Source organism: Streptomyces sp. NPDC090499, assembly GCF_044769305.1.
Taxonomy (GTDB): Bacteria; Actinomycetota; Actinomycetes; order Streptomycetales; family Streptomycetaceae; genus Streptomyces.
In genome coordinates this window covers 139,245-162,420 of sequence record NZ_JBIVXP010000016.1, presented here as the reverse complement: position 1 = coordinate 162,420, position 23,176 = coordinate 139,245, and the positions used below count along the sequence as shown (strand labels likewise).

Genomic DNA, 23,176 nt, shown 5'->3' with positions numbered 1-23,176 from the left:
GCTCGTCGGGCGGATGGTGCTGGTCAGATGCCGTTGTAGATCCATGCGAAGCTCTCCCGCGCGGCGGCTGCGGGCCAGCCCTCCAGCATCTGGGCGCGGACCGCGCGTGTGACTCCGGAAGCGTGGTAGAGCTCGCCGTACAGGCGCGAGAGCAGCGTCACCCTCGCCGTGCGCACGGAGCGCAGCCGTTCGTACTCCCGGAGCGCCGACGGAACGTCCGGGGCGCTGTCGAGCTGCGCGGCGAGGGTCCACGCGTCCTCGACGGCCATCCCGGCGCCCTGGGCCAGGTACTGCAGGGTGGGATGTGCCGCGTCGCCGAGGAGCGTGATGCGTCCCTTGCTCCAGTGCTCCACGGGGTCGCGGTCGCGCAGCACCCACATGCGCCACTCGTCGATCTTGCCGAGGAGTGTCTCCACCTCGCCGCAGACACCCTTGAACTGCTCGTGCAGCTCCTCGGGGTCGCCGAAGACGTTGGCACCACGCTGGTACCGGTGGCTGTGGAAGATCGCGCCCATGTTGAACAGCTCACCCCGGCGGAGCGGGTAGTGCGCCAGGTGGAGGTCCGGTCCGGCCCAGAGCACGACGGAGTTCGATCTCAGGTGTTCCGGCACCTCCTCCATCGGGAGCACCGCGCGGTAGGCGACGTGCCCGGTCACCCTCGGCTCGCCGTCACCGAGCACGTGCTCCCGGACGGTCGACCACAGCCCGTCGGCGCCGATCAGCGCCGTACCGGCCAGTTCCTCACCCGACTCGGTCAGAGCCCGCACGCCGCGTTCGTCCTGTTCGACACCGACCACCTTGCAGTTCGTCCGCAGACGGATCTGGGGGTGCTCGGCGCAGGCCGCGGTGAGGACCGCGTGCAGGTCGGCGCGGTGGATGGTCGCGTAGGGGTAGCCGAAGCGATCCCGGAACTCCCGGTCGAGCGGGATCCGTACCAGCTCGGCGCTGTCGAGCGCGTCTCGGAGGATCAGGTTGTCGGGGAAGAAGGCTATGTCCCGAACCGGCTCGATGACGCCGAGCCGGTCGAACATGCGCATGACGTTCGGCCCCACCTGAAGACCCGCGCCCACCTCACCGAACTCGGGCGCCTGTTCCGCCAGGAGCACGCTCCGGCCCTGGCGGGCCAGCGCGAGAGCCGCGGTCATTCCGCCGATGCCCCCACCGATCACGAGGATCTCTTCGTTGTCAGACATGAGACACGCCGTCTCCTTGATAGCCGTGTTGGAACGCCGGTTCGCCGCGGTGGCCGTGAGGCACCCGCGTCGCCGCTGGTCGCGACCAGCCGCATCGACAGATGCGACGCACACCGCCGGGAACCTGGTCGCCCTTGTGCTCAGGGCCTCCATGGCCCCTGGAAAACCGCCGCCCGCCGTAGCTGCCGGCGAGCGTCGAGCCGGTGATCGCCCACGTGAATGTTTAACGGATGCGGACTTTAATCGCGCCACGGGTTGGTGATGAAGGACCGTGGTCGGACTGCCGTGTGACAAAAGTCCTGGACTTTTTGGACGCCTCATGGAGGTCTTGCGTGGCCTGCTCGTCGTAGTTTATGTTTCCGTCGTTTTACAGTCCGCCCTGCCCGTCGCGGCAGGTCGGAGGAGGTCTCACATGACATGAGAGCGTCACGTAGCCGCGCGCCCGGGAGTGAGCGCGGCATGAAGCCGGCCTCGGAATTCCGGACCGCCGTAACCAGTGGAATGAAGGGCAGGCCGTAACACCGGCCGCTTTACCCCGGGTATCACGTCGAGCCGCATACCACATGGGAGGCCATCGGGGCCGCGCCTGTAAGTCATGGAGCGCAGATGGACGAGGAGAGGAGTCTGGTGACTCACTCCAAGGCGATATTTGGCGGAAAGGCTGGACGTGGATATTGATGTTGTGGTGGTAGGAGCAGGCCTCGGCGGCATATATGCAGTCCATCGGCTTCGCCAAGCAGGGTTGTCGGTCGTCGGCATCGAGGGGGCAAGCGATGTGGGCGGCGTATGGTTCCACAATCGCTATCCCGGTGCGCGAGTCGATCTGGCAAGCCTCGACTATTCATACCATTTCTCGGACAAGATCTGGCGGGAATGGCGCTGGAGTGAACGCTACGCCGCTCAGCCGGAATTGCTGGCGTACTTGAACTTTGCCTCATCGGAACTCGATGTCCGGCGGGATTTCCTGTTCGACACGTGGGTGACCGGCGCTCGGTGGAATGCGGCTCGTGCGAGATACGAGTTGACCACCAGCACAGGTGCGTCGATCACCGCCAAATACCTGGTCATGACGACGGGACAGTTGTCGGCAGCGCGGCCGCCGGCGTTTCCGGGTCTCGATCAATTCGGCGGACGCGTAGTGATGACCAGTCACTGGCCGCACGACCACGTGGAAACGCGTGGAAAGCGTATCGGGCTGATCGGCACGGGGTCTTCGGGGGTGCAGGCAGCGCCTCCGCTCGCGGAGGCCGGCGAGCATCTCTATGTTTTCCAGCGCACTCCGAACTACGCGGTTCCCGCGCAGAACGCCCCGGCGGAGGAAGGTGCTCAGGAAGCGATCGGTGCTCGGCTCGCCGACGAGCGTGAGCGGCTCATTTCGGCAACCCGTCGGGCGGTCAACGATCCCATACCGCAGCACCCGGTCGGGCATTACTCCAAGCAGGAGCAGCAGGCGATCCTGCGGGCGCAGTGGGAGCGCGGCGGCACGTCCATGAACCGGCTCTTCACCGACCAGGGCACGGACCTGGTGGCAAACACCGTGGTCGCCGACTTCGTGAGAGATCGCGTGCGTGAAACCGTCACAGACGCTCGCACTGCCGAGGCGCTGTTGCCCACCTACCCGATCGGTGTAAGGCGGCTGATCCTGGAGAACGGCTACTACGAGATGTACAACCGAGAGAATGTGACGCTCGTTGACATCCGTTCGGAGCCCATCACCGAGATCACGCCGGGCGGGATTCGCACCCGGGACGCCTACTACGAGATCGATCTGCTCGTCTTCGCGCTCGGATTCGACGCCTTCACCGGATCGCTTCGCGGAGCGAACATCCGGGACGCGCAGGGAGTCGAACTCACGAGCCGATGGACCCGCGGCCCCCGGAACCTGCTCGGGATGATGACGACGGGGTTCCCCAACCTCTTCATGCCCACCGGTGCGGGAAGCCCGTCCGTCCTTGCGAACCTGTTTCTTCAGAACGAGTTCGCGATCGACTGGATCACGGACTGCATCGCGTTCATGGAATCGCGAGGATACGCGTCTATCGAACCCACCGAAGAAGCCGAAGACGAATGGGCGGCGCATGTGGCCGAGGCAGCGAACACAGGGCTTCGGATGCAGTACGACAACTACATGGTGCACGTCAACAAGGACGACGGCTCCCGGGTGTTCATGCCCTATCTGGGCGGAATGGAAAGTTATGTCAAACGTGCTCGCGCCGTCGCCGCCGATGGTTTCACCGGATTCAAGCTCTCCTGAGCGAGTCGTCGTGCCCGGTGGCAGCACCGGTGCAGCCGGCCGCCGCCGAGCGCTCCGCGTCGGCGAGGGATTCCGTTCCGACTCGGCTTCGCCTCGTCACTGACCGGTCATCGATGCCATCGAGCCTCGAACCCAGGGCCGGACAACGTCCGGCCGCTCCACTGTTCCGCGGCCGCGGTGGGCAGCCATGGTGCAGTCGCCGCCACTACCGAAGGGGATGATCTCGTCTTGACATCGACCCAGTCCACAGCTCCGCAGTTCGATGCCATAGTCATCGGGGCGGGCGTCAATGGGCTCTACACGCTTTACCGCCTGCGCGAGCTCGGCCTGTCCGTTCGGACACTCGAGGCCGGCGCGGGCGTCGGCGGCACCTGGTACTGGAACCGCTACCCGGGTGCGCGACTGGACTCGGAGAGCTACAGCTACGGCTATTTCTTCAGCGAAGAGATCCAGCAGGAGTGGTCGTGGAGCGAGGAGTTCGCGGGCCAACCGGAGCTTGAGCGGTACTTCAACTTCGTGGCCGATCGGCTGCAGTTGCGTCCGGACATCGAGCTGAACACCCGTGTCGCCTCGGCGCACTACGACGCTGAAACGGCGAGCTGGACGTTGCGGACCACAGACGGTCGCACCTTCACAGCACGGTTCGTGGTCTTCGCCACAGGAATTCTCTCAAGGCCCCTCTTCCCGGAGATAACCGGCCTCGACGAATTCTCCGGCGCATACCACCACACGGCTCTCTGGCCGCACGAGCCCGTCGAGCTGGCTGGCAAGCGGGTGGCCGTGATCGGCACCGGCGCGAGCGGTGTACAGCTGATCCCGTCCATCGCGGACCAGGTGGAACACCTCACGGTCTTCCAACGCACTCCCAACTGGTGCGCGCCGAGCAACAACTTCCACTTCTCCGCCGAGCGCGTCGCTGACCTCAAGAGCCGGTGGCGGGAGATTCGGGACACCTGCCGGGAGACGCCCGGCGGGTTCATCCACTCGCCGCGCGACGAGTCGGCGCTGGACGTGTCGGCCGACGAACGCCAGGCCCTCTACGAAAAGCTGTGGAATGCCACCGGGCTGGCCCTGTCCCATTCGAACTTCCGCGATCTGCTGACGAACCGCGAGGCCAACGACACGGTCAGCTCCTTCATCGCAGAGAAGATCCGCACGCGCGTGCACAATCCGGATGTGGCCGACCAGCTCATCCCGAAGGACCACGGCTTCGCCATGAAGCGGCCGCCGCTGGAGACGAACTACTACGAGGCGTACAACCGCGACAATGTCGAGCTGATCTCGCTCGACAAGGAACCCATTGTGCGAGCCACGGAGCAGGGACTCGAGACCACCCGGCGGAACCTCGATTTCGATGTGATCATCCTGGCCACCGGCTTCCACGCGGGCACCGGCCCGATGCTGAAGGTCGACATCACCGGCGAGGACGGGGCGGCGCTCCAGGACTACTGGGCGGACGGTCCGCGGACCCTGCTCGGCGTCCTGGTGGTGGGCTTCCCCAACATGTTCATCGTGTCCGGGCCGCAGGGCGGCACCGCCGGCAACATCCCACGGTTCGGTGAGCTTCAGGCCAACTGGATCGTCGAATGCGTACGGCACATGAAGGAACGTGGATACCAGAAGATCGAGGCCACCCCTGAGGCCGAGGAAGCCTGGGTCGAGCACGCCATCGGAACGGTCGAGAAAACGCTGCTGTCCCAGGCGAACTCGTGGTACTTCGGGTCCAACGTTCCGGGCAAGAAGCGAGCCTTCCAACTCTATGCCGGCAGCCAGTCGACCTACCGGTCGCGACTGGACGAGGCGGCGCGTGAATACCAGGATTTCAAGTTCACGAGCGAGTGACGGGAAAAGACATGGACCTCACGGGCAGGATCGCCGTCATCACCGGTGGCGCCTCGGGAATCGGTGCCGCGGTCACGGACCGGCTTCGGGCCGCCGGCTCCGTCCCGGTCACCTGGGACATCGCCGGAGAACCGGACGTGCACTGCGATGTGACCGATGAGAACTCGGTCGCCGCGGCTCTCGACGAGACCATCGCTCGCGTCGGCGTGCCCACGGTACTGGTCGCCGCCGCCGGTGTGACCGGGTACGCGCAGCCGCTGGTCGACCAGGACGTCGAGGGTTGGGACCGTACGTTCGCCATCAACGCGCGCGGGGTGTTTCTCTCGATGCGTGCTGTGGCGCGACGACTCGTCGAAGACGAGCGCGACGGGTGCCTGGTGGCGATCTCCAGCGTGACGGGCATCGTCGCCGATCCCGGCGCGATCGCATACGGGGCGTCGAAGGCCGCGGTCAATCATCTCGTTCGGGATGTCGCCATCGAGCTCGGTCCGTTCGGTATCCGGGTCAACGCGATCGCCCCCGGTCCCACTGAGACGCCGATGCTGGGCGGGAACCTCGGCCTCCCCGGCTTCCGCCAGGAGACCATCGACTACACGCCGCTGGACCGGTTCGGCACCCCTGATCTCGTGGCGGACGCCCTGCTCCACGTTCTGCAGGCGGACTGGGTGACCGGCCAGGTGATCACCGTGGACGGCGGCTTGTCCCTGATGACCGCCCGGGGAGTACGGCGCTTCATCGCCCGGGGGAAATCCCGGGACACCACCTCGCCGGTGTACAGCAAGTGGGCGAAGAAGATGAAAATGTGAACGCCACGGACTGGTGCGGCGACAGTCGTGGCCGACACCGGGCTCGGTTTCGGGCGCGCCCCAGCTGTTTCGGTCCGGCGCGGGCGGCTGGGACCGGAACAGGAGAAGCCGATCCCGCGCTGGGTGCATGCGTTCCTTCTCCGACGGCGGGCTGATCGACAACGCGCGCGTGCTGTCGGTCGCCCGGGGGGTTCCTGCGGTATTCCGTCGGTCAACGGCCGACGAGTTCCGGTCGGCGCTGCCCGCCATCGGCGCCTCCGAGCCGGCCCGGTGGGACCCCACCGGCGGCCCCCTGTGCTCTGCGTCCCACCGTAGGTCAGCCGGCGCTCTCACCCAGCCCCGCCGAGGTCGCCTCGGCGGCCGTGGTCAGGGCCGCGACGATCTCCCGCAGGCGGTGTGGCTCGTACCGCACACTCGGCATGGACACGGACACGGCGGCTACCACGCGGCCGTCTGCGTCCGTGACACCGCGCCCGACGGCGACGACCCCGCGCTCGGAGCGCTCCAGGTTGAGGGCCACGCCGCTGCTTCTGACGGCGCGCAGTTCGCCGCACAGCCTGGCGAGATCGGGACGTTCCTCGGCGTCGGAGGCGTAGAGCGCCTCAAGCTCCTCGTCACCGAGCTGGGCCAGCAGGACCAGGCCGCCCGTGACCAGGTGCGCGGGAAACACCATCCCCTCACGGCTTCCTACACGCAGCGCCCGGGAGCACTCGACCGATGCGACGAACCGCGCGGTCCGGCCGGTACGGATGGTGACGCTCGCGGTCTCGTCGAGCGTGTCGACCAGGGTCCGCAACGGACCGAGGGCGGCGGCGCGCAGGGCTCCGACGTTCGACTGCGCCTTGTCCGCGATCTCCAGCACCGGACCGGCCCGGTAGCTGCGGTCCTCGTCCTGCACGGCGAAGTCACGGTAGACGAGCGTGGAGAGCAGGCGATGGGCGCTGGAGCGGGCCACACCAAGCCGTCGGGCTGCCTCGGAGACCGTGATGGACCCCTCGACCTGCAGAATCACGGCCAGTTGCAGGGCGTGGTCGACGCTGGTGACGCCGTATGCCGGCGGCTCTTTCATCGACTTGACCATGGCGGTGCCTCTCTCGGACATGCATCGTAATGTGTTCTGCTGAACAGAATCTACTGTTCCCATCACTGTCGACCGGGGCACGGTCGGTGCATGACCGAACAGGACAGCGTCGTCTCCCCCGTCAGGCTCACCGCCACTGAGGGGCCCGATCAGCCGCCGGTGACTCCCGAGTTGGAAGACCTGTACCGCGGCTTCGAGAAAGCTCTGCTGGTGCCGCTGTGGGCCCGCATCGGTGACCTGATGCCGCCGCACCCGATGTCGAAGGCCCAGCCCCACCGGTGGGAGTGGAAGGAACTGCTCGGCCTGGCCGCACAGTCCGGCGACCTGGTCCCCGTCGGCCGCGGAGGCGAGCGCCGGGCGATCGCACTGGCCAACCCGAGCCTGGGCGGCAGGCCGTACGCCACCCCCACCCTCTGGGCCGCCATCCAGTACCTGATGCCCGGCGAGGACGCGCCCGAGCACCGGCACACCCAGAACGCCTTCCGGTTCGTCGTCGAGGGCGAGGGTGTGTGGACCGTGGTGGAGCGCGACCCCGTGCCCATGCGCCGCGGTGACTTCCTGCCCCAGGCCGGCCTGCACTGGCACGCCCACCACAACTCCGCCGACCGGCCCATGGCCTGGATCGACGGCCTGGACATTCCCTTCCAGTACGACATCGAGGCCCAGTTCTTCGACTTCGGCCGGGACCAGCTGTCCGAGGAGGAGCACGCCGCGCCCGACCGTTCCCGCTCGGAACGGCTGTGGGGTCACCCCGGGCTGGTTCCCGTGTCGCAGTTCGGGTCCCGGGAGGGCACCCCGCTGCTGCGCTACCGCTGGGAGGACACCGACGCCGCCCTCACCGACCAGCTTCAACTGGAGCGCGAGGGCCGCCCCGGCACGGTCGAACCCGGCCACGCCCTGGTGCGCTACACCAACCCCACCACCGCGGGCGATGTCCTGCCGACCATCCGCGCGCAGTTCCACCGCATCGCCAGCGGTGCCGAGACCGCGTCTCGGCGCGAGACCGGCTCGTCGGTGTACCAGGTGTTCGACGGTTCCGGGCGGGTGACCGTAGGCGACTTCTCCTGGTCGGTCACGCGCGGCGACCTCTTCGTCGTCCCCTCCTGGACACCGCTGTCGATCCGGTCGGAGGCCTCGCCGTCCGACTCGGACTCCGGGGCCCTGGACCTGTTCCAGTTCAGCGACGCACCCCTGTTCACCAAGCTCAACCTGTACCGCACGCACACCGAGAACACCCCCGCCGAGGAGAAGCACGCGTGAAGCTCGCCACCATCCGCCTAGCAGACCGCACCGCCGCCGTCCGTGTAGAGAGCAACTCCCTCGTCGAACTGGGTCTGCCCGACGTGGGCGCCGTTCTGGCGGCACCCGGCGGACTCGCAGCCGCCGCGACGGCCGACGGCCCGCGGCTGTCCATCTCCGGCGCGGACTTCGCGCCGCTCGTGCCCCGCCCGAGCAAGGTGGTCTGCGTCGGTCTCAACTACCAGAAGCACATCAAGGAGATGGGCCGCGACCTCCCGGAACACCCGACCCTGTTCTGCAAGTTCTCCGACACCCTCATCGGCGCCCATGACGACATCCGGCGCCCCGTCGAGACCGAGCAGTTCGACTGGGAGGCCGAACTCGCGGTGGTGATCGGCCGGCAGGTCCGGCGCGCGGACGCGGCGGCGGCCGAGGCGGCCATCGCGGGCTTCACCGTGCTCAACGACGTCACCTGCCGTGACTGGCAGTTCCGCACCCGGGAGTGGCTGCAGGGCAAGAACTGGGACTCCACCACGCCGGTCGGCCCGTTCCTCGTCACCTCGGACGAGGTCGGCGGCCCGCGCCCCGCGCTCGACATCCGCTGCGAGGTCAACGGACAGGTCATGCAGCAGGACAACACCGGCGACCTGCTCTTCGACCCGGTCGACCTGGTCCGCTACGTCTCCACGATGATCCGGCTGAACCCCGGTGACGTCATCGCCACCGGCACCCCCGGCGGCGTCGGCCATGCCCGCACACCGCAGGTCTTCCTCCAGCCGGGCGACGTCGTGGTCACGGAGATCGAGGGCCTGGGGAGGCTGGAGAACCGCGTCGTCGCGGAGGGTGCCGCATGAGAGACCTCGACACCACGCTGACCTGGGTCGCCCTGGGCACCTCCCTGTGCCGCAAGGCTCTGGCCGGACTCGACGAGACGTCGTACGGAGCCCCCTCGCTGCTCCCCGGCTGGACTCGGGCGCACGTCGTCGCCCACCTGGCCGGCAACGCCGAGGCCGTCGGCAATCTCGTTCACTGGGCTCGAACCGGGGAGCCCACCCCCATGTACAGCTCGCCGGAGCAGCGCACTGCTGCCGTCGAGGCGGGCACCCGGCTGCCCGCCCACGAACTCACCGCCTGGTTCGAGCGGTCCGCCCAGGCGCTGGACGACGCCGTGGCGGGCTTGACCGACACCCAGTGGCAGTCCGAGGTCGTGACCGCTCAGGGTCGGACCGTACCGGCGAGCGAGATCCCATGGCTGCGCAGCAGGGAGGTCATGGTGCACGCCGTCGACCTCGGCGCCTCGGCCTCCTTCTCCGACCTCCCGGCGGAGTTCCTGGCCGCGCTCCGCGAGGACATCCTCGCCAGGCGGGGCAGCGCGAACGTGCCCGCCGTCCATGGTGATCCTGCGGAGGTCACCGCCTACCTCGCAGGTCGCCCAAGCACGGGTGTGACGACGGCTGACGGCGCTCCCGCCCAGCCCCTCGGGCCCTGGCTGTGAATCCCCGCGTCTCCGCCATGCCCCGTGAACTCGGCAGTTTCCGAGTCAGTCCGGCGGCGTCACCAGGACCACAGTGCCTTCGACCGGAGCCGGGGGATGTCCGGGACCACAGCCCGAGGAAGCGGGGGGAAAGAGCCGGTGCGGCGCGGCACCGGCCCTGTCTCCCGTCGCGGACTACAAGGCGAGGAGCTGCCATTCCTGGTTGGTTCCGCCTGTGTTGGGCCACTGGATGATCGAAGCGCCGTCTGCAGTGGAGGCGTCCTTGACGTCGACGCACCAGCCGTTGCCGAGGTTGACGATCCGGTAGTAGCCAGTGGAGGCGGGCACGAGTTGCCACCACTGGTTGCTGCTGCCGGTGTCGGCCCACTGATCAAGGGCGGCGCCCTGGGCGGAGCCGCCCGGGCTGTCCAGGACCTTGCCGCTCTTGACGTTGGCCAGGCGATAGGAGCCGTCGGTGTTGGGCAGCAGCTTCCACTGCTGGTTGGTGCCGGTGTTTTGCGGCCACTGTATGAGGGACCCGCCGTCGGCAGTGGAGCCTCCACTGACGTCCAGCACCTTGCCGCTCTTGTGGTTCACCAGCCGATAGGTGCCGAGGTCCGCGGAAAACGGACGGTCGTAGATCTCCAGGTTGCGTATGGAGGCCCAGACACCCGTGGGCAGTCCGGTCACCGTCACCCGCACATAGCGGACCTGGGCGTTGAACACAGCGGCCTGGACCTGGCTGGTACTGGTGGTGCCGGTGCGGTCGGCCAGCATGGTCCAGGTGGCGTTGTCCGTGGAGCCCTCGATCTTGTACGTGTAGTTCGTGGCGTCGCGCTCCCAGGCGATCCGCGCGCCGGTGACCGCTTTGGCCGACCCCAGGCGCAGGGCGAGCTGTTCATCGAGTCGAGCTGTCACGGCTGGGGTCTGTGTAGCGATGGGGTGCACACCGCCGAGGCGGGCCGTCTTGCGGCCCGGCGGTGTGCACCGGCCCTCTGACCAGATTGCTCAGGCCGGCTCGCGTACCAGGTGGACGAGGGTGGAAGTGTGGTCATCCGCGGCGAGGTCCAGCGGCAGCCCATGGGTGAGCAGGACGGCGCCGTGGTGGACGGCGCCGGTCGCGGTGTCGCGATAGCGGGCCGCGGGGTCGAGGGCTCGCAGGGGCAGCGGGGCATCCCGGTGGCCGAAGTGCCGGGCGTACCGCAGCGCGATCACCGCGGTCTCGCGACCGTCGGGTGCCAGGTACTGTACGGCCGTCAGGTCGCCCTGCCCGGACAGCCGGTGCTGCTCGCCGAGCTGCACCAGATGCCGCGCGGCCTTGTACTCCGCCACCAGTTCCGCCGCGCGGGCCAGCTCCGTGTCACCCCAGCGGTTCAGGTCACCACCGAGGCCGAGGACACCGGTCGCCGCGACGCGGAAGCGGAAGTCCAGCGGCACGCTCCGCCCGGTGAAGGGGTTGGGGCTGTCGGTCACCCAGGCGCCCATCACCTGGGCCGGGTACAGCTGGGAGAAGCCGTGCTGGATCTCGACGCGGTCCACGGCGTCGGTGTTGTCGGAGGCCCACACCTGGTCGGTGCGGGCGAGGATGCCCAGGTCGAGGCGGCCGCCGCCGCTGCTGCACGACTCGATGCGCAGGTCGGGGTGGTCGGCGCGGAGCCGGTCGAGGATCGCGTACAGGGCGTGGACGTGGTCGGTCCACAGGCGGTCCGGATCTCCCTCGACGTCGGGCCAACCCGCCTCCGTGAAGGGGCGGTTCATGTCCCACTTGAGAAAGTCGATGGCGTTCTTGGTGACCAGTTCGTCGAGCCGGCCGTGCACCCACGCGGCGACGTCGGGACGGGCCAGGTTGAGGACGAGCTGATTGCGGTGTTCGGTGCGGCGACGGTGCGGCTGGTGGAGGACCCAGTCGGGGTGGGCGCGGTAGAGGTCGCTGTCGGGGTTGACCATCTCGGGCTCGACCCAGAGGCCGAAACCCATCCCGAGGTCGTGGACACGGTCGACGAGCGGGGCGAGGCCGTCGGGGAAGCGCTCGGGGTTGGGGGTCCAGTCGCCCAGCCCGGCCCCGTCATGGGTGCGGGCGCCGAACCAGCCGTCGTCCATGACGAACAGCTCCACGCCCAGTGCCGCCGCCTTCTCCGCCAGCTCGATCTGCCCGGTGACGTCTATGTCGTACCCGGTCGCCTCCCAGGAGTTGTAGAGGACGGGGCGCACCTCGTCCGGGTGCGCGAGGACGTGGTCGCGGACGTATCGGTGCCAGAGACGGCTCGCCGCGCCGAACCCATCCTCGGTGTACGCGCCCGCGCAGACCGGGGTGACGAGTTCCTCTCCCGGTGCCAGTTCTCGGGTGACCGGGTCGTGGCCGAAGCCCGCCGAGACGGTCACCCGCTCGGTGGGCAGCCGCTGTGCCGTCAGCTTCCAGCCGCCGCTCCAGGCGAGGGCGCAGGACCAGACGGAGCCGTGCTCCTCGCTGGTGTGCCCGTCGTCGATCATCGCCCAGGGGTTGGCCTGGTGGCCGGTGGTGCCCCGGCGACTGGTGGTCACCGTCTCGCCGTACGGCAGCGGGACGCGGACCAGCTGGGTCTCGGCCGACCACTGGCCGCGGACCTGGCTCAGCCGGTAGTCGAGCAGCCGGGGAAGCACCCAGGTGGCCGAGTCGGCCCGGACGACGGTGATCGGGCCGTCGGCCGCGCCGCCGGTATGGCGCAGCCGCAGATGCCGTTCGAGCACGTCAATGTCGGGATGCACGCGGTAGTGCGTCTCGATGGCGAGCGGATAGTGCCGGTCGGCAAACCGCAGCACCAGCCGGGAGCCCACGTGGACGACGTCCACGAGCCGGGGTTCGAGGTCGCGCACGCCGTCCGGGAAGCGGACCTGGACACCGGCGTGCGCGTAGCGCATGGCGCCGGCGGTGTCGAGGTCAAGGGTGCCGTCCAATGGGTCCTCGAAGGAACGGCGGCCCGGCGCCGGGTAGTTCAGCAGCGAGAGGGCCTGGTCGAGGGTGAGGCGGGGGCCCCAGTGCAGGCCGCGCAGTCGGTGGTCGTCGTCGAGGTGGAGGACGTAACTGGAGCCGGGTCCCGACAGGACCCAGAGCCGGTGCCCAGGGTCGTGGGCGATGCTCGGCATGGCGGCCTTTCACGCAAAGGGGGAAATGGGGCGGCGGGGACGGAAGGGGAGCCGTCCCCGCCGCGTCGGCTGGGTCAGCCGTTCACGGGAGCCACCTCGACGTAGTCGATGTCGGGCGCCCACGATGAGGAGTTGGAGAACTTCAGGGAGTTGGTGCCGGCGGCCAGGGTGACGGTCGTCGGCAGGGTCCAGTAGTCGTTCCAGCTGTAGGTGTTGCGGAAGGTCAGTGTGGTGGCGGTGCCCCCGTTGACCGACAGCTGGGCGGTGCGGGACTCCACGTTGGTGTTGTAACTGCTGGAGCCCGCCCGGTCGTTCTGCGCGTAGTGGATGACGACGGTGTAGCGGCCGGCGGCGGAGGCGCTCACGCCTGCGAAGGTGAGCGTGTTGCTGCTGCTGTTGCCGACGTAGCCGACGTTCTTGCCGCCGGAGGCCCAGGTGTCGGACTGGGCCTTGGCCGCGCCTGCCAGGGTCGCGCTCTCGGCCTCGTACTTGGTGACGCCGGTGGTGTCACCGGAGCCGTCGACCTTCAGGTTCCGCAAGGTGAGGGTGGTCCCGCTGTTGGGGCTGACCGCGATCCGGTTGATGCCGGCGGTGAGGTACAGCTTGGTGCTGGAGGTGGTGGCCGAGCCGCCCGAGGAGGCGTAGGTGGCGGCCGTGGTGCCGTTCAGGGCGAGCGCAGTGCTGCCGCCGGAGGAGGTGTAGTCGGTCTTGACGGTGTAGTAGCCGTCGGTCGGGGCGTAGACGTCGAAGGTCGCCTTGTCGCCGCTGGTCATGACCAGGGCGCCGGTGCCGGTCTCGCCGACGTCGCCGTACGAGTACGAGGGGCTGCCGCTGATGTCGGCGAGGGTCGCCTCGTAGACCGTCTCGGGGGTGCTCGCCACGGAGGTCAGGTCGATCTTGTCGAGGGTGACCTGCCCGGCGGAGGTGCCCAGGTCGGAGTCGGCGACGGCGAGCGAGACGGTATGGCTGCCGGCGCTGAGGGTGACCGGGACGGTGACGTTGGAGCGGTACTGCCAGTTCAGCGTCGACGGGTAGGTCACGAACTGCGGGTTGGCGCCGTCGATGCGCAGGACCTGCTGGGAGGGCGAGCCGTTCTGGTTGCCGTAGAAGATGCGCAGGTTGTAGGTGCCGGCGGACGGGACGCTGGTGGTGAAGACGACCTTGCTGTCACTCGCGGTGAGGTAGCCGACGTCCTTGGTGCCGGAGGTGGCGTACAGCTGGGCGGTGGAGTAGCTGGCGCCGGTGGCCTGCTGGACGACGGTGCCGTCGGTGATGGCCGCGTTCTCCGCCTCGTAGGAGGAGTACGACGGGACGCTGGGCGTGGTGGCCGTGCCGCCGCCGTTCGGGCTGACCGTGATGCGGTACGCCGACATGGAGTTGAGGCCGGTCAGCGGCACGGTGATGGAGCCGCCGGACGGGGTGTAGGCGGTCCTGGAGATGGTCTTCGGCGGGGCGGAGGCGCCCTCGTAGCCGCTCCAGTCCAGGGCCTGGACCGTGACCTCGACCTTGCTGCCGAAGGTGGCGCTCGGGATGTTGTTGATCACCACGTTGGCGTCGGTCGAGGAACCGCCCACGATCACCTGAGCCTGCTTGCGGCTGGTGTCGAGCGAGCCGATGCCCTGGAGCGTGTCCTGGACGTTGGCCTGCGGCGGGGTCGTCTTGACGGTCTGCCCGGTCATCCCCGCGTACCAGTGCCAGAACCACCACGACCCGTTCGGGACGTTGGTGTGGACGGTGTTGCCGGACATGTTGCCGGCGATGTCCCAGTACGGCTGCTGAGCGTAGACCTTGGTGTCCTCGAACATCGCGGCCCACTGGATCATCTGGCCGGGCACCGACAGGTCGCGCCGGTTGGCGTACTCGTCGATGTTGACGGTGATCGGGCTGATGGACCGGGCGGTCTCCAGGGCTCGGTAGGCGGTGTAGTGGCCGCGGTAGTTGGCGAGCGAGGACGGGCCCAGCTCGTGCCAGGTGAAGACGTCCGGCAACTGCCCTTGCGCCTTGGCGTAGGTGAGGAAGTCACCGAAGAACTTGCTGTTCCAGTTGGCAGTGTTGGGCCCACCTATCTTGGCGTCCGGGTAGTCGGTCTTGATCCTCTCGTAGACGGTGCTCCAGTCCGACTCGAAGGAAGCGAGCGCCGAGGCGTAGGTGCTTGAGTTCGAACTGCCGAGGCCGGTGTACCAGTTGCCGTCCGGCTCGTTGAACGGGACGAACACCACCTTGTCCGCGTAACTGGTCGCCTTGACCGCGTTGACGGCGGTGTCGACCTGGGTGAGGTAATCAGTGATGCCGTTGTTCTGGTACGGCCAGTCCGAGTACTCGTCCTGGATGTTGGTGTACATCGTCCCGCCGCCGTTGCGGAAGAACGACGGCGCGACGGCGACAATGTCGCCGTTGGGGTGCTGCGCGCCGCCCGGCGGCTTCTGCGAACCGGTGGTCAGCTTCAGCGGGGCGAGGAGGTTGTCTCCCGGTACCCCGTCGTCGCTCTGCCCGTAGAGCGCGCCGTTCGAGCCGTGCAGGACGGCTCCGGTGGTCGTGCCGAGATCGACGGCATAGGTCTGGGAGGCCGCGGCGGCGGTCTGCGGTACGGCGAGCAACGCGCCGATGGCCGCGACGGCCACTGCTGCTCCCGTCAGGGGTCTTCTCATGGAGACCTGGCTTTCTCCTCCCGCCACGCTGCGGGAGGACGGAGGGATCGGTTCCGGGACGCTCAACGAATTGTTATCGCTCACATCCCCCGTGCGGGAGCGATACGGCGAACTTTTTCGTACGCGGAACCGGTCAGGTGATCGAGTGGGGACGGGGTCAGCGGGAGCGGCCGGGCGCCGGCCCGGTGCTCTCGCGGACGATCAGCTCAGGCTCCGCCCACAGGGGCGGCAGCGGTGCGTTCTCGGGATCCAGCAACCGGTACAGCATGCCGAACGCGCCACGCCCGAGCCCTTCGAAGTCCAGTCGTACGGTGGTGAGCGCCGGGTGGGTGTAGCCCGCGTACGGCGCGTCGTCGAAGCCGACGACGCTCAGGTCGCCCGGCACGTCCCGGCCCGCCTCGCGCGCTGCGCGCAGCGCGCCGAGGGCCAGTTCGTCGTTGCCGCACAGGACCGCGGTGACCTCCGGGTCGGCGACCAGGGCGCGGGCGGCCAGGTACCCGGATCGCGGGCTCCAGCCGCCTTCCAGCGGCTCGGGGACCGACCGCCCGGCCGCGGCCAGGGCGTCCCGCCAGCCATCTGATCGCTGACCGACCCTCGCGGTGGAGGACGGGATGGCCATGTAGTGGACGGTTCGGTGGCCGAGGCTGAGCAGGTAGCGGGTGGCCTGGGCGGCGGCCGTACGGTCGTCGAGCCATACCTCGGGACGGCTGCCGGCCCGGCCGTCCTCGGGGCGCTCCACCACGGCCGCCGCCGGGAACTCCTGGGGCAGGGCGTGCCAGGCCCGCTCCCCCGACGCGTTGAAGGCGATGACCAGCACCGGCTCGCCGGGCCTGGCCAGCCGGCTCGCCACGTCGTCCGGTGTCAGCGGCGCGCTCGCGTCCAGAACGCTGATCGCCACCGAGAACTCCGCCGCCCGCGCCGCCTCCTCGATGCCGCGCAGCGCCAGGGACGCTCCGTACAGGGTGGTGTCCGAGGTCAGTACGGTCACCGAGCGGACCACTCCCCCGGCCAGGGCCCGCGCAAGCCGGTTGGGCTTGTAGCCCAACTCGTCGATGACCTCCAACACCCGGTCCCGGGTGGCCTTGCGCACCTTGGGGCTGCCGTTGACCACGCGGGAGACGGTCTGGTGCGAGACCCCGGCGGCCTTGGCCACGTCGAAGATGCTGACCGAGCGCGTCCGGTCGGCGCTCTGGGCGGAGGGTTCCTCGTGCGGGACCGGGGCGGGCTGCTGCATGGTGGTGGACTCCTGGCGGCGGTGGGGGGGTGGCGGGCGGCAGGTTTTCTACTTGATCGCCGCGTTGGACTCTTCGTTGACGGAGTCGGCCGCCTTCTGAGGCGTCTGCCGGCCGAGCCAGACCTGGTTGAAGGCGTCCAGCACCTTCACGTTGTACGTCGCCGAGGACGTGGTCAGCGGGTAACCGACCGTCGTACCCTCGGCCTCCTTCGCGAACGCGCTGACGTCCACGCCCTGCTTCTGCCACGCGGCGACGAAGTCCTGGTTGAGCGCCGGAATGCCGGGCCACACCGACCCCGTGGCCACGATGATCTTCTGCGACTCCGCGGATCCCAGCCACTTCACCAGTTCCCACGCCTCCTTGGGGTGCTTGCTGCCCGCGTACAGGGCGTTGCTGAGCCCGTTGTACACCGTCCCCTTGCCGGCCGGGCCACTGGGAAGCTCGGCCACCCCGAAGTTGCCCTTCAGGGAGCCCTGGTAGGCGTTGAGGTCCCAGCTGCCGTCCCAGACGACCGCCGCCTGCTTTCGCGCCATGACCTGCGGCAGCGAGGCCCCGTTGGGCGTGTTGGTGACGGTGGCGGGCACCGCCACGTGGTACTTCAGCCGCAGGTCCTGGACGAACTGGATCGCCTGGACGCAGGACGCCTGGTTGATGGTCCACTTGCCCCAGGCCTTGTCCTGGAGCTTGCAGCCGTTCTGGGTCGCCGCGTCCCACCAGTCGGTCTGGCCGTTGGGCGAGGACAGCGCAAGGCCGTACTGCTTGACGTGCTTGGCGTCGAAGGCGGCCTCGTTCGGGTGCTTGCCGTTCTCGTCGATCGTCAGCTTCTGGAGCGCCTTGACGAAGGTACCGCCGTCGGTGGTGTTCCAGGACAGCGAGCCCAGCTGGTCCTGGGTGAGGCCGGCCGTCTTCAGCATCGTCTTGTTGTAGACCTGCGCGATGGTGTCCCAGTCCTTGGGCAGGCCGTACTGCTTGCCGTTCTGATCCCAGCCCGCGAGGAGCTTGGAGTCGTAGACCGAGGTGTCCAGCTTGTCGGCCTTGATGTACGGGGTGAGGTCGGTGAGCACACCCTGCTGGGCGAACTGCGGGAAGTAGGCCACGTGGTCCCAGAAGACGTCCGGCGCGGTACGGCCCGCCAGCTGGGTCTGCAACTTGCTCCAGTACTGGGCCCAGGCGTTGAGCTCGATCTTGACCTTGATCTTCGGGTGCTGCTTCTCGAAGGCGTCGATCGACTTCTGCAACGCGGGCTTCTGCACGGCGTCCCAGATGGCGTACCGCAGGGTGACGGTGCCATCGGAGGAGGTGCCGGAACCTGAGTTGCCGCAGGCGGTGAGGGTGAGGAGGAGGGTGGTGGCAGCCGCGCTCAGGGCTCGTGTGGTGGTCGACAAGGTCGCGGCTCTTCTGGTGGCGCTGGACATGGGTGGGGCTTCCTTTCGGTGCGGGTGAGAGAAGCAGGGCGGCTCAGGATGACTGTTAGCGCTAACACATGACAACGGGGATCACTTCAGGCCTGTGAGGGCGATGGAGCGCACGATGTGCCGCTGGAACAGCAGGAAGACGGCGATCAGCGGCAGCAGCGCCAGCGCGGCGCCGGCGAGCACGATGTGCGGCAGGTCGGAGACGTGCTCGCCCTGGAGGGCGGCGATGCCGACGGTGATCACCCGAGTCCGGTCGCTGTTGGTGATGATCAGCGGCCAGATCAGGCTGTTCCAGGTGTTGACGAAGGTGATGGTGGCGAGCGTGGCCAGGATCGGCTGGCTCAGCGGCAGCATGATCCGTACGAGGATGCCGAAGGTGCCCGCGCCGTCGATACGGGCGGCGGACTCCAGATCCTTGGGGATGGTGCGGAAGTGCTGGCGCACCAGGAACACCCCGTACGGGGTGCCGAAGACCGTCGGCAGGATCAGCCCGGCGAACGTGTCCACCATCCCCAGGTCACGCATCATCAGGAACAGGGGCACCAAGGTGATCATCTGGGGCACCATCATCGTGGCGATGTAGCCCCAGAACAGCCAGTCCCGCCCCGGGAACTCCAGCCGGGCCAGCGCGTACGCGGCCGTCGCACTGGAAACGACCTGCCCGGTGGTGACGACGGCCGCCACGAGCAGGGTGTGCAGGAGGAACGCGGACATCCCGTAGTCGTTCCATACAGCGGCGAAGTTGGCGAAGGTCGCGGGGTGGGCGGGCGTCCAGGCGTCGGTGGACAGCAGGTCGGAGGGGCGCTTGAAGGCGGCGTTGAGGGTGAGCAGGTACGGCCCGACTGAGAGCAGTGCTCCTGCGGCGAGGATGCCGTACAGCCCGGCCCGGCGGACGACGTTCGATATCACAGACATGGTGATGGCCGCCCTCAGCTGAAGTCGTAGACGGTGCGCTTGCGGAAGTACAGGAACTGAACCGCCGTCACGAGCAGGATCATGGCGAACAGGAGCATCGCCAGCGCGGAGGCGTAGCCGCTGCGGAAGAGCTGGAACGCCTGTTGGTAGATGTGGTAGTTCATCGTGTCCGTCGATCCGCCGGGCCCGCCCTGGGTCATCACGTACACGGTGTCGAACATCTGGAACGACCCTATGGTGTTGGTGACGAGCACGAAGAACATCGACGGCCGCAGCAGCGGAAGGGTGATCCGGAAGAACCGCTGGACCGGGCCCGCGCCGTCCAGGTCGGCGGCCTCGTAGAGGGATTCGGGGATCGCCTGGAGTCCGGCTAGCAGGAACAGCATGGTGTAGCCGGTGTACTGCCAGATGTTCACCGAGGCCATCACCGGCATCGCCCAGGTCGTCGAGGACAGCCAGGCCGGGCCGTCGATGCCGAACAGCGACAGGAACTGGTTGATCACACCGTGCTGCGGGTCGAAGGCCCAGCTCCACACGATGCCCAGGGCCACCGGCATCGCCATCCAGGGCAGCACGAACAGCACCCGGAAGACCTTGGCGCCCGTGAGCCGGCGGTTCATCGCAAGGGCCAGCAGCAGGGCCAGCACCGTCTGCGCGGGGATGTTCAGGACGACGTAGTAGACGGTGTTGCGCACTGCCCGCCAGACCTCGCTGTCGCCCATCATCTCGCGGTAGTTGGCCAGCCCGACGAAGTGCGGTGACCCCATCAGGTTCCAGTCGAAGAAGCTGATCACGACGACGCCGACGATCGGGGCGAGCAGGAAGAGCAGGAGCCCGGCGAGGCTCGGCGCGAGCAGGACGTACGCCTCGGCGGTGGTACGCAGCCGACTCCGTCTGCGGTACCGCGCGCCGCCGGTGGCGGCAGTCGGTCTCGGTGCGGCTATTGGGATGTTATCGATCACATTTACACTCCGGGAGGGCAACTCAATCACGTGCGCTAGAGCAAGAGGGCGAGGAGTAAAGGCTGGCCGATGTCAGACGAGGAGGCTCCTGATGCAGCCGCAAAGGGTGGTGCGCCGGCACGCGAAAGCGAGTGTGAGCGCTAACATTCACGGAGTCAAGACATCGAACACGGATCCGTTTGGGCCACCAGTCGACGGCGAAAGTGGCCCCTGAGAGGCGGACGAGCAGTCCCGCGAGGCGTTAAGCAACCCTGAACCCTGCGATCAAATTGGTAGCCATGGCGAACTACCGGACATTCGGTCGGTGCAGCCGCGAAGTCATTCGCTGCCCAGCAGGGCTGCGTGTACGGGGTTCGGTGCCCCAGGGCAACCGAAGCCGCTGCGCAGCGTGAAGAACCGGGGTGGTGAAGGGCGGGGACTCGCACATGGTCGGGCGGACCATCGTCATGAAGAAAATCAAGGGTAGGCCCGGGGGCGGCGACTCGGGTGGCCCCGCCTTCTACAAGGGCCAGCAGGTCGGTGAGCTGTTAGCCCTCGGGCCCGGCCAGTACAGCAGCATCCCGGCTCACCGGGCGTGGGATCAAGAGAGTGACTGGAATCCGATCTCGGCGCCCGCTCTCATAGGGCGGGCGCCGAACTGGGCCTCCAGCCGTGTTCCAGAACGGGTCCGGTCAGAAGTCCGGGCGCCATCCCGCCGCGTACCTTTCGTACAGGGCCAGCGCGTCGGCCAGCGTTACGCTGAGCTCGACCGTGCCTTCATCCAGTGACCGGCGCAGGGCCGCCACCGCCCCGGCCAGAGCGGCCTCTCCTCCGAAGGCGGCGGCCAACGGATCCCAGGCAAGTCGCATCTCGGTCCGCACCGTCACGCTGCCAAACGTCTGGCTGTGCACCGGCGACATCGCGCTCTCCAGCACACGCGCCACGACCTGGGCATCGAAAAGCGCTTCAAGGGGCTCGGGATCACCTGCGTCGCCGGTAGCCGCAACCACCGTCCATAGCAGCATCCTCTCACCGGCAAGATCCTCGGGAGCGGCCGCGAGAAGCTGCGCGTGGAGGGCCTCCTTCAGCGCGCGGCCGACGTCCTCCGAGAGGATTCCTCGACGGTCGGGACGGCCCACGGCGATGCCGAGGAGCAGGCTCTTCCCGTAGAGGTTCGGGACGCCGTCGAAGAGACTCCTGACCGCCTGGTCGGCACCGTCACCGACGACGAGCTTACCGAGCAGGGCCTTCACCGGACCCAGCACGGCCCATTCGCCGACCGGGGACCTCATCCCGGTGGAACCCAGCCGAACCCGCGGCAGCTGACTCAGCAGTGCCGCGGCCGTCGGCAGTACCTGGTCCGCGGTCGCCTCCTGCACATGGGAGATGAGGCGCTTCAGAACATCGTCCAGCAGAGGAGTCGGCACCTGCTCCAGTGCATCGGTGAGTGCCACCTGGTCACCGATCGCGTCAGCGGCGCGGTCGACGCACCAGCTGGGAGCCCGCCCCGGAGGAAGCTGGCGGTGCAGGTAGTAGTCCAGGACCTTGGCGGAGGCCACGCGCCGTTCCCGCTCCCAGACCGGACCCCAGTCGGGACCGTAGTTGGCGCCGCCGACGAGACGCTCAGCGGCGGGGAACAACAACCGGATGACCGTCGACGCGTGCCCGTTCGAAAGTCGGGTGAACTCGTCGACGAAGGTCTGCTCACGCGGCAACGGCTCGTTGCCGCGTCGCCCATGGATCGAGGTTGTGCCGGTGAGGAGATCCACGGCGTCCGGCAGGAGGTCGTGCGCCGCGGGATACCGGACCCGAAGCGCCTCCAGCGCCAGCACATCCACCAGTGCGACCTCGCTGCCGGCACTGCGCGCGGCCAGGGACACGGACGCCAGGTACCGCTTCACATCGCGGATGGTCGCGAACATGGGAAGGATGAGCTGCACGAGCACGTCGTACCAGCGCTCGCGGTCGAACGGCCCCGTTTCGATGCCTTCGAGCACCTGTGCCAGGCCTCCGTCGATGACCGGTGTGAGCGCCTGTGTGGGCAGTGGTGGCACGTCCACGGCGATTTTCACGATCTTTTCGAGATAGGCGGATCCCTCGACGGCTCCGTCGGTCAACGCCGTTTCCACGACCGCCCGATCGAAGCACAAAACGTACACGATGTTCGGGAAAGAGCCGGTCAGCCGTACGAGCCGAAAGAGATCGCGGATCTCCTGCCGCTCCAGGCGGTCGATGTCGTCGACGAAGACCACGATGCGTCCCGGCAGGTCCGCGAGTAGTCCGGTGATCTCCATCCGTTGCTGGTGGACGCTCGTCTCTTCCTCGCCCAGGAGCTTGGACGCGCCCTCGGCGACAGCGGTCGTACCGTCCAGAACGGCACTCGCGCCGGGAATGAACTTCAGCGGCGACAGAGCGGACGAGTATCGTCCCAGTCGCTCGGCGACGGTGCGGCCGACGCTCTTGAGCTTGTCCTTGAGGCCACGTTCCTCCCGGAGCTGTGCGGCAAGCTCGTCGAAGAAGAACCGCATCAGCTGGTCGGTGCCGGAGAAGAACCACGGGTTGAACTTCACGACCTGCACGTCGTCGACCGCCTCCAGGGCGCCCCCGGTGAGGTTCAGCAGCGAGGTCTTGCCCGAACCCCACTTTCCGCAGAGGGCGACAACGGCGCCGTGCCTCGCGGGAGTCCTGCGAAGCTCCGCCGCGATCGCCTCCGCGAGTTCGGTCCGCCGCAGCAGATCCTCGTCGACGTCCTCAATCGGGTCATCCCCGTTGAGGAGACTGCTGACGTTGATCGATCCGCTGTCGTCCATGCCCTGCACCGCCCTGGTCACCGTGGGGGAAGGAAGCGTACCGACAGCGACTGACAACGAAGCAGTGGCCAACATGAGGACACGTACAGGAGGGCGGACTCCCTCCACAGAACAGCCTGCGCGCCCGCAATTCAGCACACGCTCCTGCTACTGAACTTGATTGAGTGATGTCGGGGTCGTTTGCCTGCGCGGAGCTGGGC

16 protein-coding genes are annotated in these 23,176 nt (G+C 68.0%); 6 read left to right on the top strand and 10 right to left on the bottom strand.

All coding sequences use genetic code 11. The features are described from left to right. Positions 1-23 precede the first annotated feature (23 nt). On the bottom strand, positions 24-1,193 hold the full coding sequence (locus ACIQVL_RS39680; RefSeq protein ID WP_403477825.1) for a 3-hydroxybenzoate 6-monooxygenase: 1,170 nt from the start codon (positions 1,191-1,193) through the stop codon (positions 24-26). A gap of 649 nt (positions 1,194-1,842) precedes the next feature. On the opposite strand from ACIQVL_RS39680, the gene ACIQVL_RS39675 reads away from it, so the two are divergent. From ACIQVL_RS39675 to ACIQVL_RS39665, 3 genes are all read left to right on the top strand, one after another. Next, complete coding sequence (locus tag ACIQVL_RS39675; protein WP_403477824.1) at positions 1,843-3,447, top strand: flavin-containing monooxygenase; 1,605 nt, start codon at positions 1,843-1,845, stop codon at positions 3,445-3,447. Between the two features lie 228 nt (positions 3,448-3,675). Further along, positions 3,676-5,289, top strand: a complete 1,614-nt coding sequence (locus tag ACIQVL_RS39670) for a flavin-containing monooxygenase (protein WP_403477823.1) — start codon at positions 3,676-3,678, stop codon at positions 5,287-5,289. A gap of 11 nt (positions 5,290-5,300) precedes the next feature. Next, positions 5,301-6,095, top strand: coding sequence for an SDR family NAD(P)-dependent oxidoreductase (locus ACIQVL_RS39665; protein ID WP_403477822.1), 795 nt, complete (start codon positions 5,301-5,303; stop codon positions 6,093-6,095). Between the two features lie 316 nt (positions 6,096-6,411). Here the strand turns inward: ACIQVL_RS39665 and ACIQVL_RS39660 are convergent, their stop codons facing one another. After that, positions 6,412-7,197, bottom strand: coding sequence for an IclR family transcriptional regulator (locus ACIQVL_RS39660; protein ID WP_403477821.1), 786 nt, complete (start codon positions 7,195-7,197; stop codon positions 6,412-6,414). Positions 7,198-7,266: 69 nt separating this feature from the next. Between ACIQVL_RS39660 and ACIQVL_RS39655 the strand changes: the two genes are divergently transcribed. The 3 genes from ACIQVL_RS39655 to ACIQVL_RS39645 are packed head-to-tail and all read left to right on the top strand — an operon-like array spanning position 7,267 to position 9,910. Further along, on the top strand, positions 7,267-8,436 hold the full coding sequence (locus ACIQVL_RS39655; protein ID WP_403477820.1) for a cupin domain-containing protein: 1,170 nt from the start codon (positions 7,267-7,269) through the stop codon (positions 8,434-8,436). Then, positions 8,433-9,269 carry a fumarylacetoacetate hydrolase family protein gene (locus ACIQVL_RS39650; protein ID WP_403477819.1) on the top strand — a complete coding sequence of 279 codons (837 nt, stop codon included), beginning with the start codon at positions 8,433-8,435 and terminating at the stop codon, positions 9,267-9,269. The genes ACIQVL_RS39655 and ACIQVL_RS39650 overlap by 4 nt, the downstream gene beginning before the upstream one ends. Next, positions 9,266-9,910 carry a maleylpyruvate isomerase family mycothiol-dependent enzyme gene (locus tag ACIQVL_RS39645; RefSeq protein ID WP_403477818.1) on the top strand — a complete coding sequence of 215 codons (645 nt, stop codon included), beginning with the start codon at positions 9,266-9,268 and terminating at the stop codon, positions 9,908-9,910. Before ACIQVL_RS39650 ends, ACIQVL_RS39645 begins: the two co-directional genes overlap by 4 nt. A gap of 174 nt (positions 9,911-10,084) precedes the next feature. Here ACIQVL_RS39645 and ACIQVL_RS39640 read toward each other — a convergent pair whose 3' ends face one another. From ACIQVL_RS39640 to ACIQVL_RS39605, 8 genes are all read right to left on the bottom strand, one after another. After that, positions 10,085-10,807, bottom strand: a complete 723-nt coding sequence (locus tag ACIQVL_RS39640) for an RICIN domain-containing protein (protein WP_403477817.1) — start codon at positions 10,805-10,807, stop codon at positions 10,085-10,087. A 90-nt stretch (positions 10,808-10,897) separates the two neighbouring features. Beyond that, on the bottom strand, positions 10,898-13,012 hold the full coding sequence (locus ACIQVL_RS39635; protein WP_403477816.1) for an alpha-galactosidase: 2,115 nt from the start codon (positions 13,010-13,012) through the stop codon (positions 10,898-10,900). 74 nt (positions 13,013-13,086) lie between these two features. Further along, entirely contained in the window at positions 13,087-15,660 is a 2,574-nt protein-coding gene (locus ACIQVL_RS39630; protein WP_403477815.1) for a carbohydrate-binding protein, read from the bottom strand. 157 nt (positions 15,661-15,817) lie between these two features. Continuing rightward, positions 15,818-16,894 (bottom strand): LacI family DNA-binding transcriptional regulator, encoded by a 1,077-nt coding sequence (locus tag ACIQVL_RS39625; RefSeq protein ID WP_403477814.1) that lies wholly within the window; start codon positions 16,892-16,894, stop codon positions 15,818-15,820. A gap of 48 nt (positions 16,895-16,942) precedes the next feature. Then, entirely contained in the window at positions 16,943-18,310 is a 1,368-nt protein-coding gene (locus ACIQVL_RS39620) for an ABC transporter substrate-binding protein (RefSeq protein WP_403477813.1), read from the bottom strand. A gap of 81 nt (positions 18,311-18,391) precedes the next feature. Continuing rightward, complete coding sequence (locus tag ACIQVL_RS39615) at positions 18,392-19,225, bottom strand: carbohydrate ABC transporter permease (RefSeq protein ID WP_403477812.1); 834 nt, start codon at positions 19,223-19,225, stop codon at positions 18,392-18,394. A gap of 14 nt (positions 19,226-19,239) precedes the next feature. Next, positions 19,240-20,187, bottom strand: a complete 948-nt coding sequence (locus ACIQVL_RS39610) for a carbohydrate ABC transporter permease (protein WP_403477811.1) — start codon at positions 20,185-20,187, stop codon at positions 19,240-19,242. Between the two features lie 671 nt (positions 20,188-20,858). Continuing rightward, a complete protein-coding gene (locus ACIQVL_RS39605; RefSeq protein ID WP_403477810.1) occupies positions 20,859-22,976 on the bottom strand; it encodes a P-loop NTPase fold protein in 2,118 nt (705 codons plus the stop codon). Positions 22,977-23,176 lie beyond the last annotated feature (200 nt).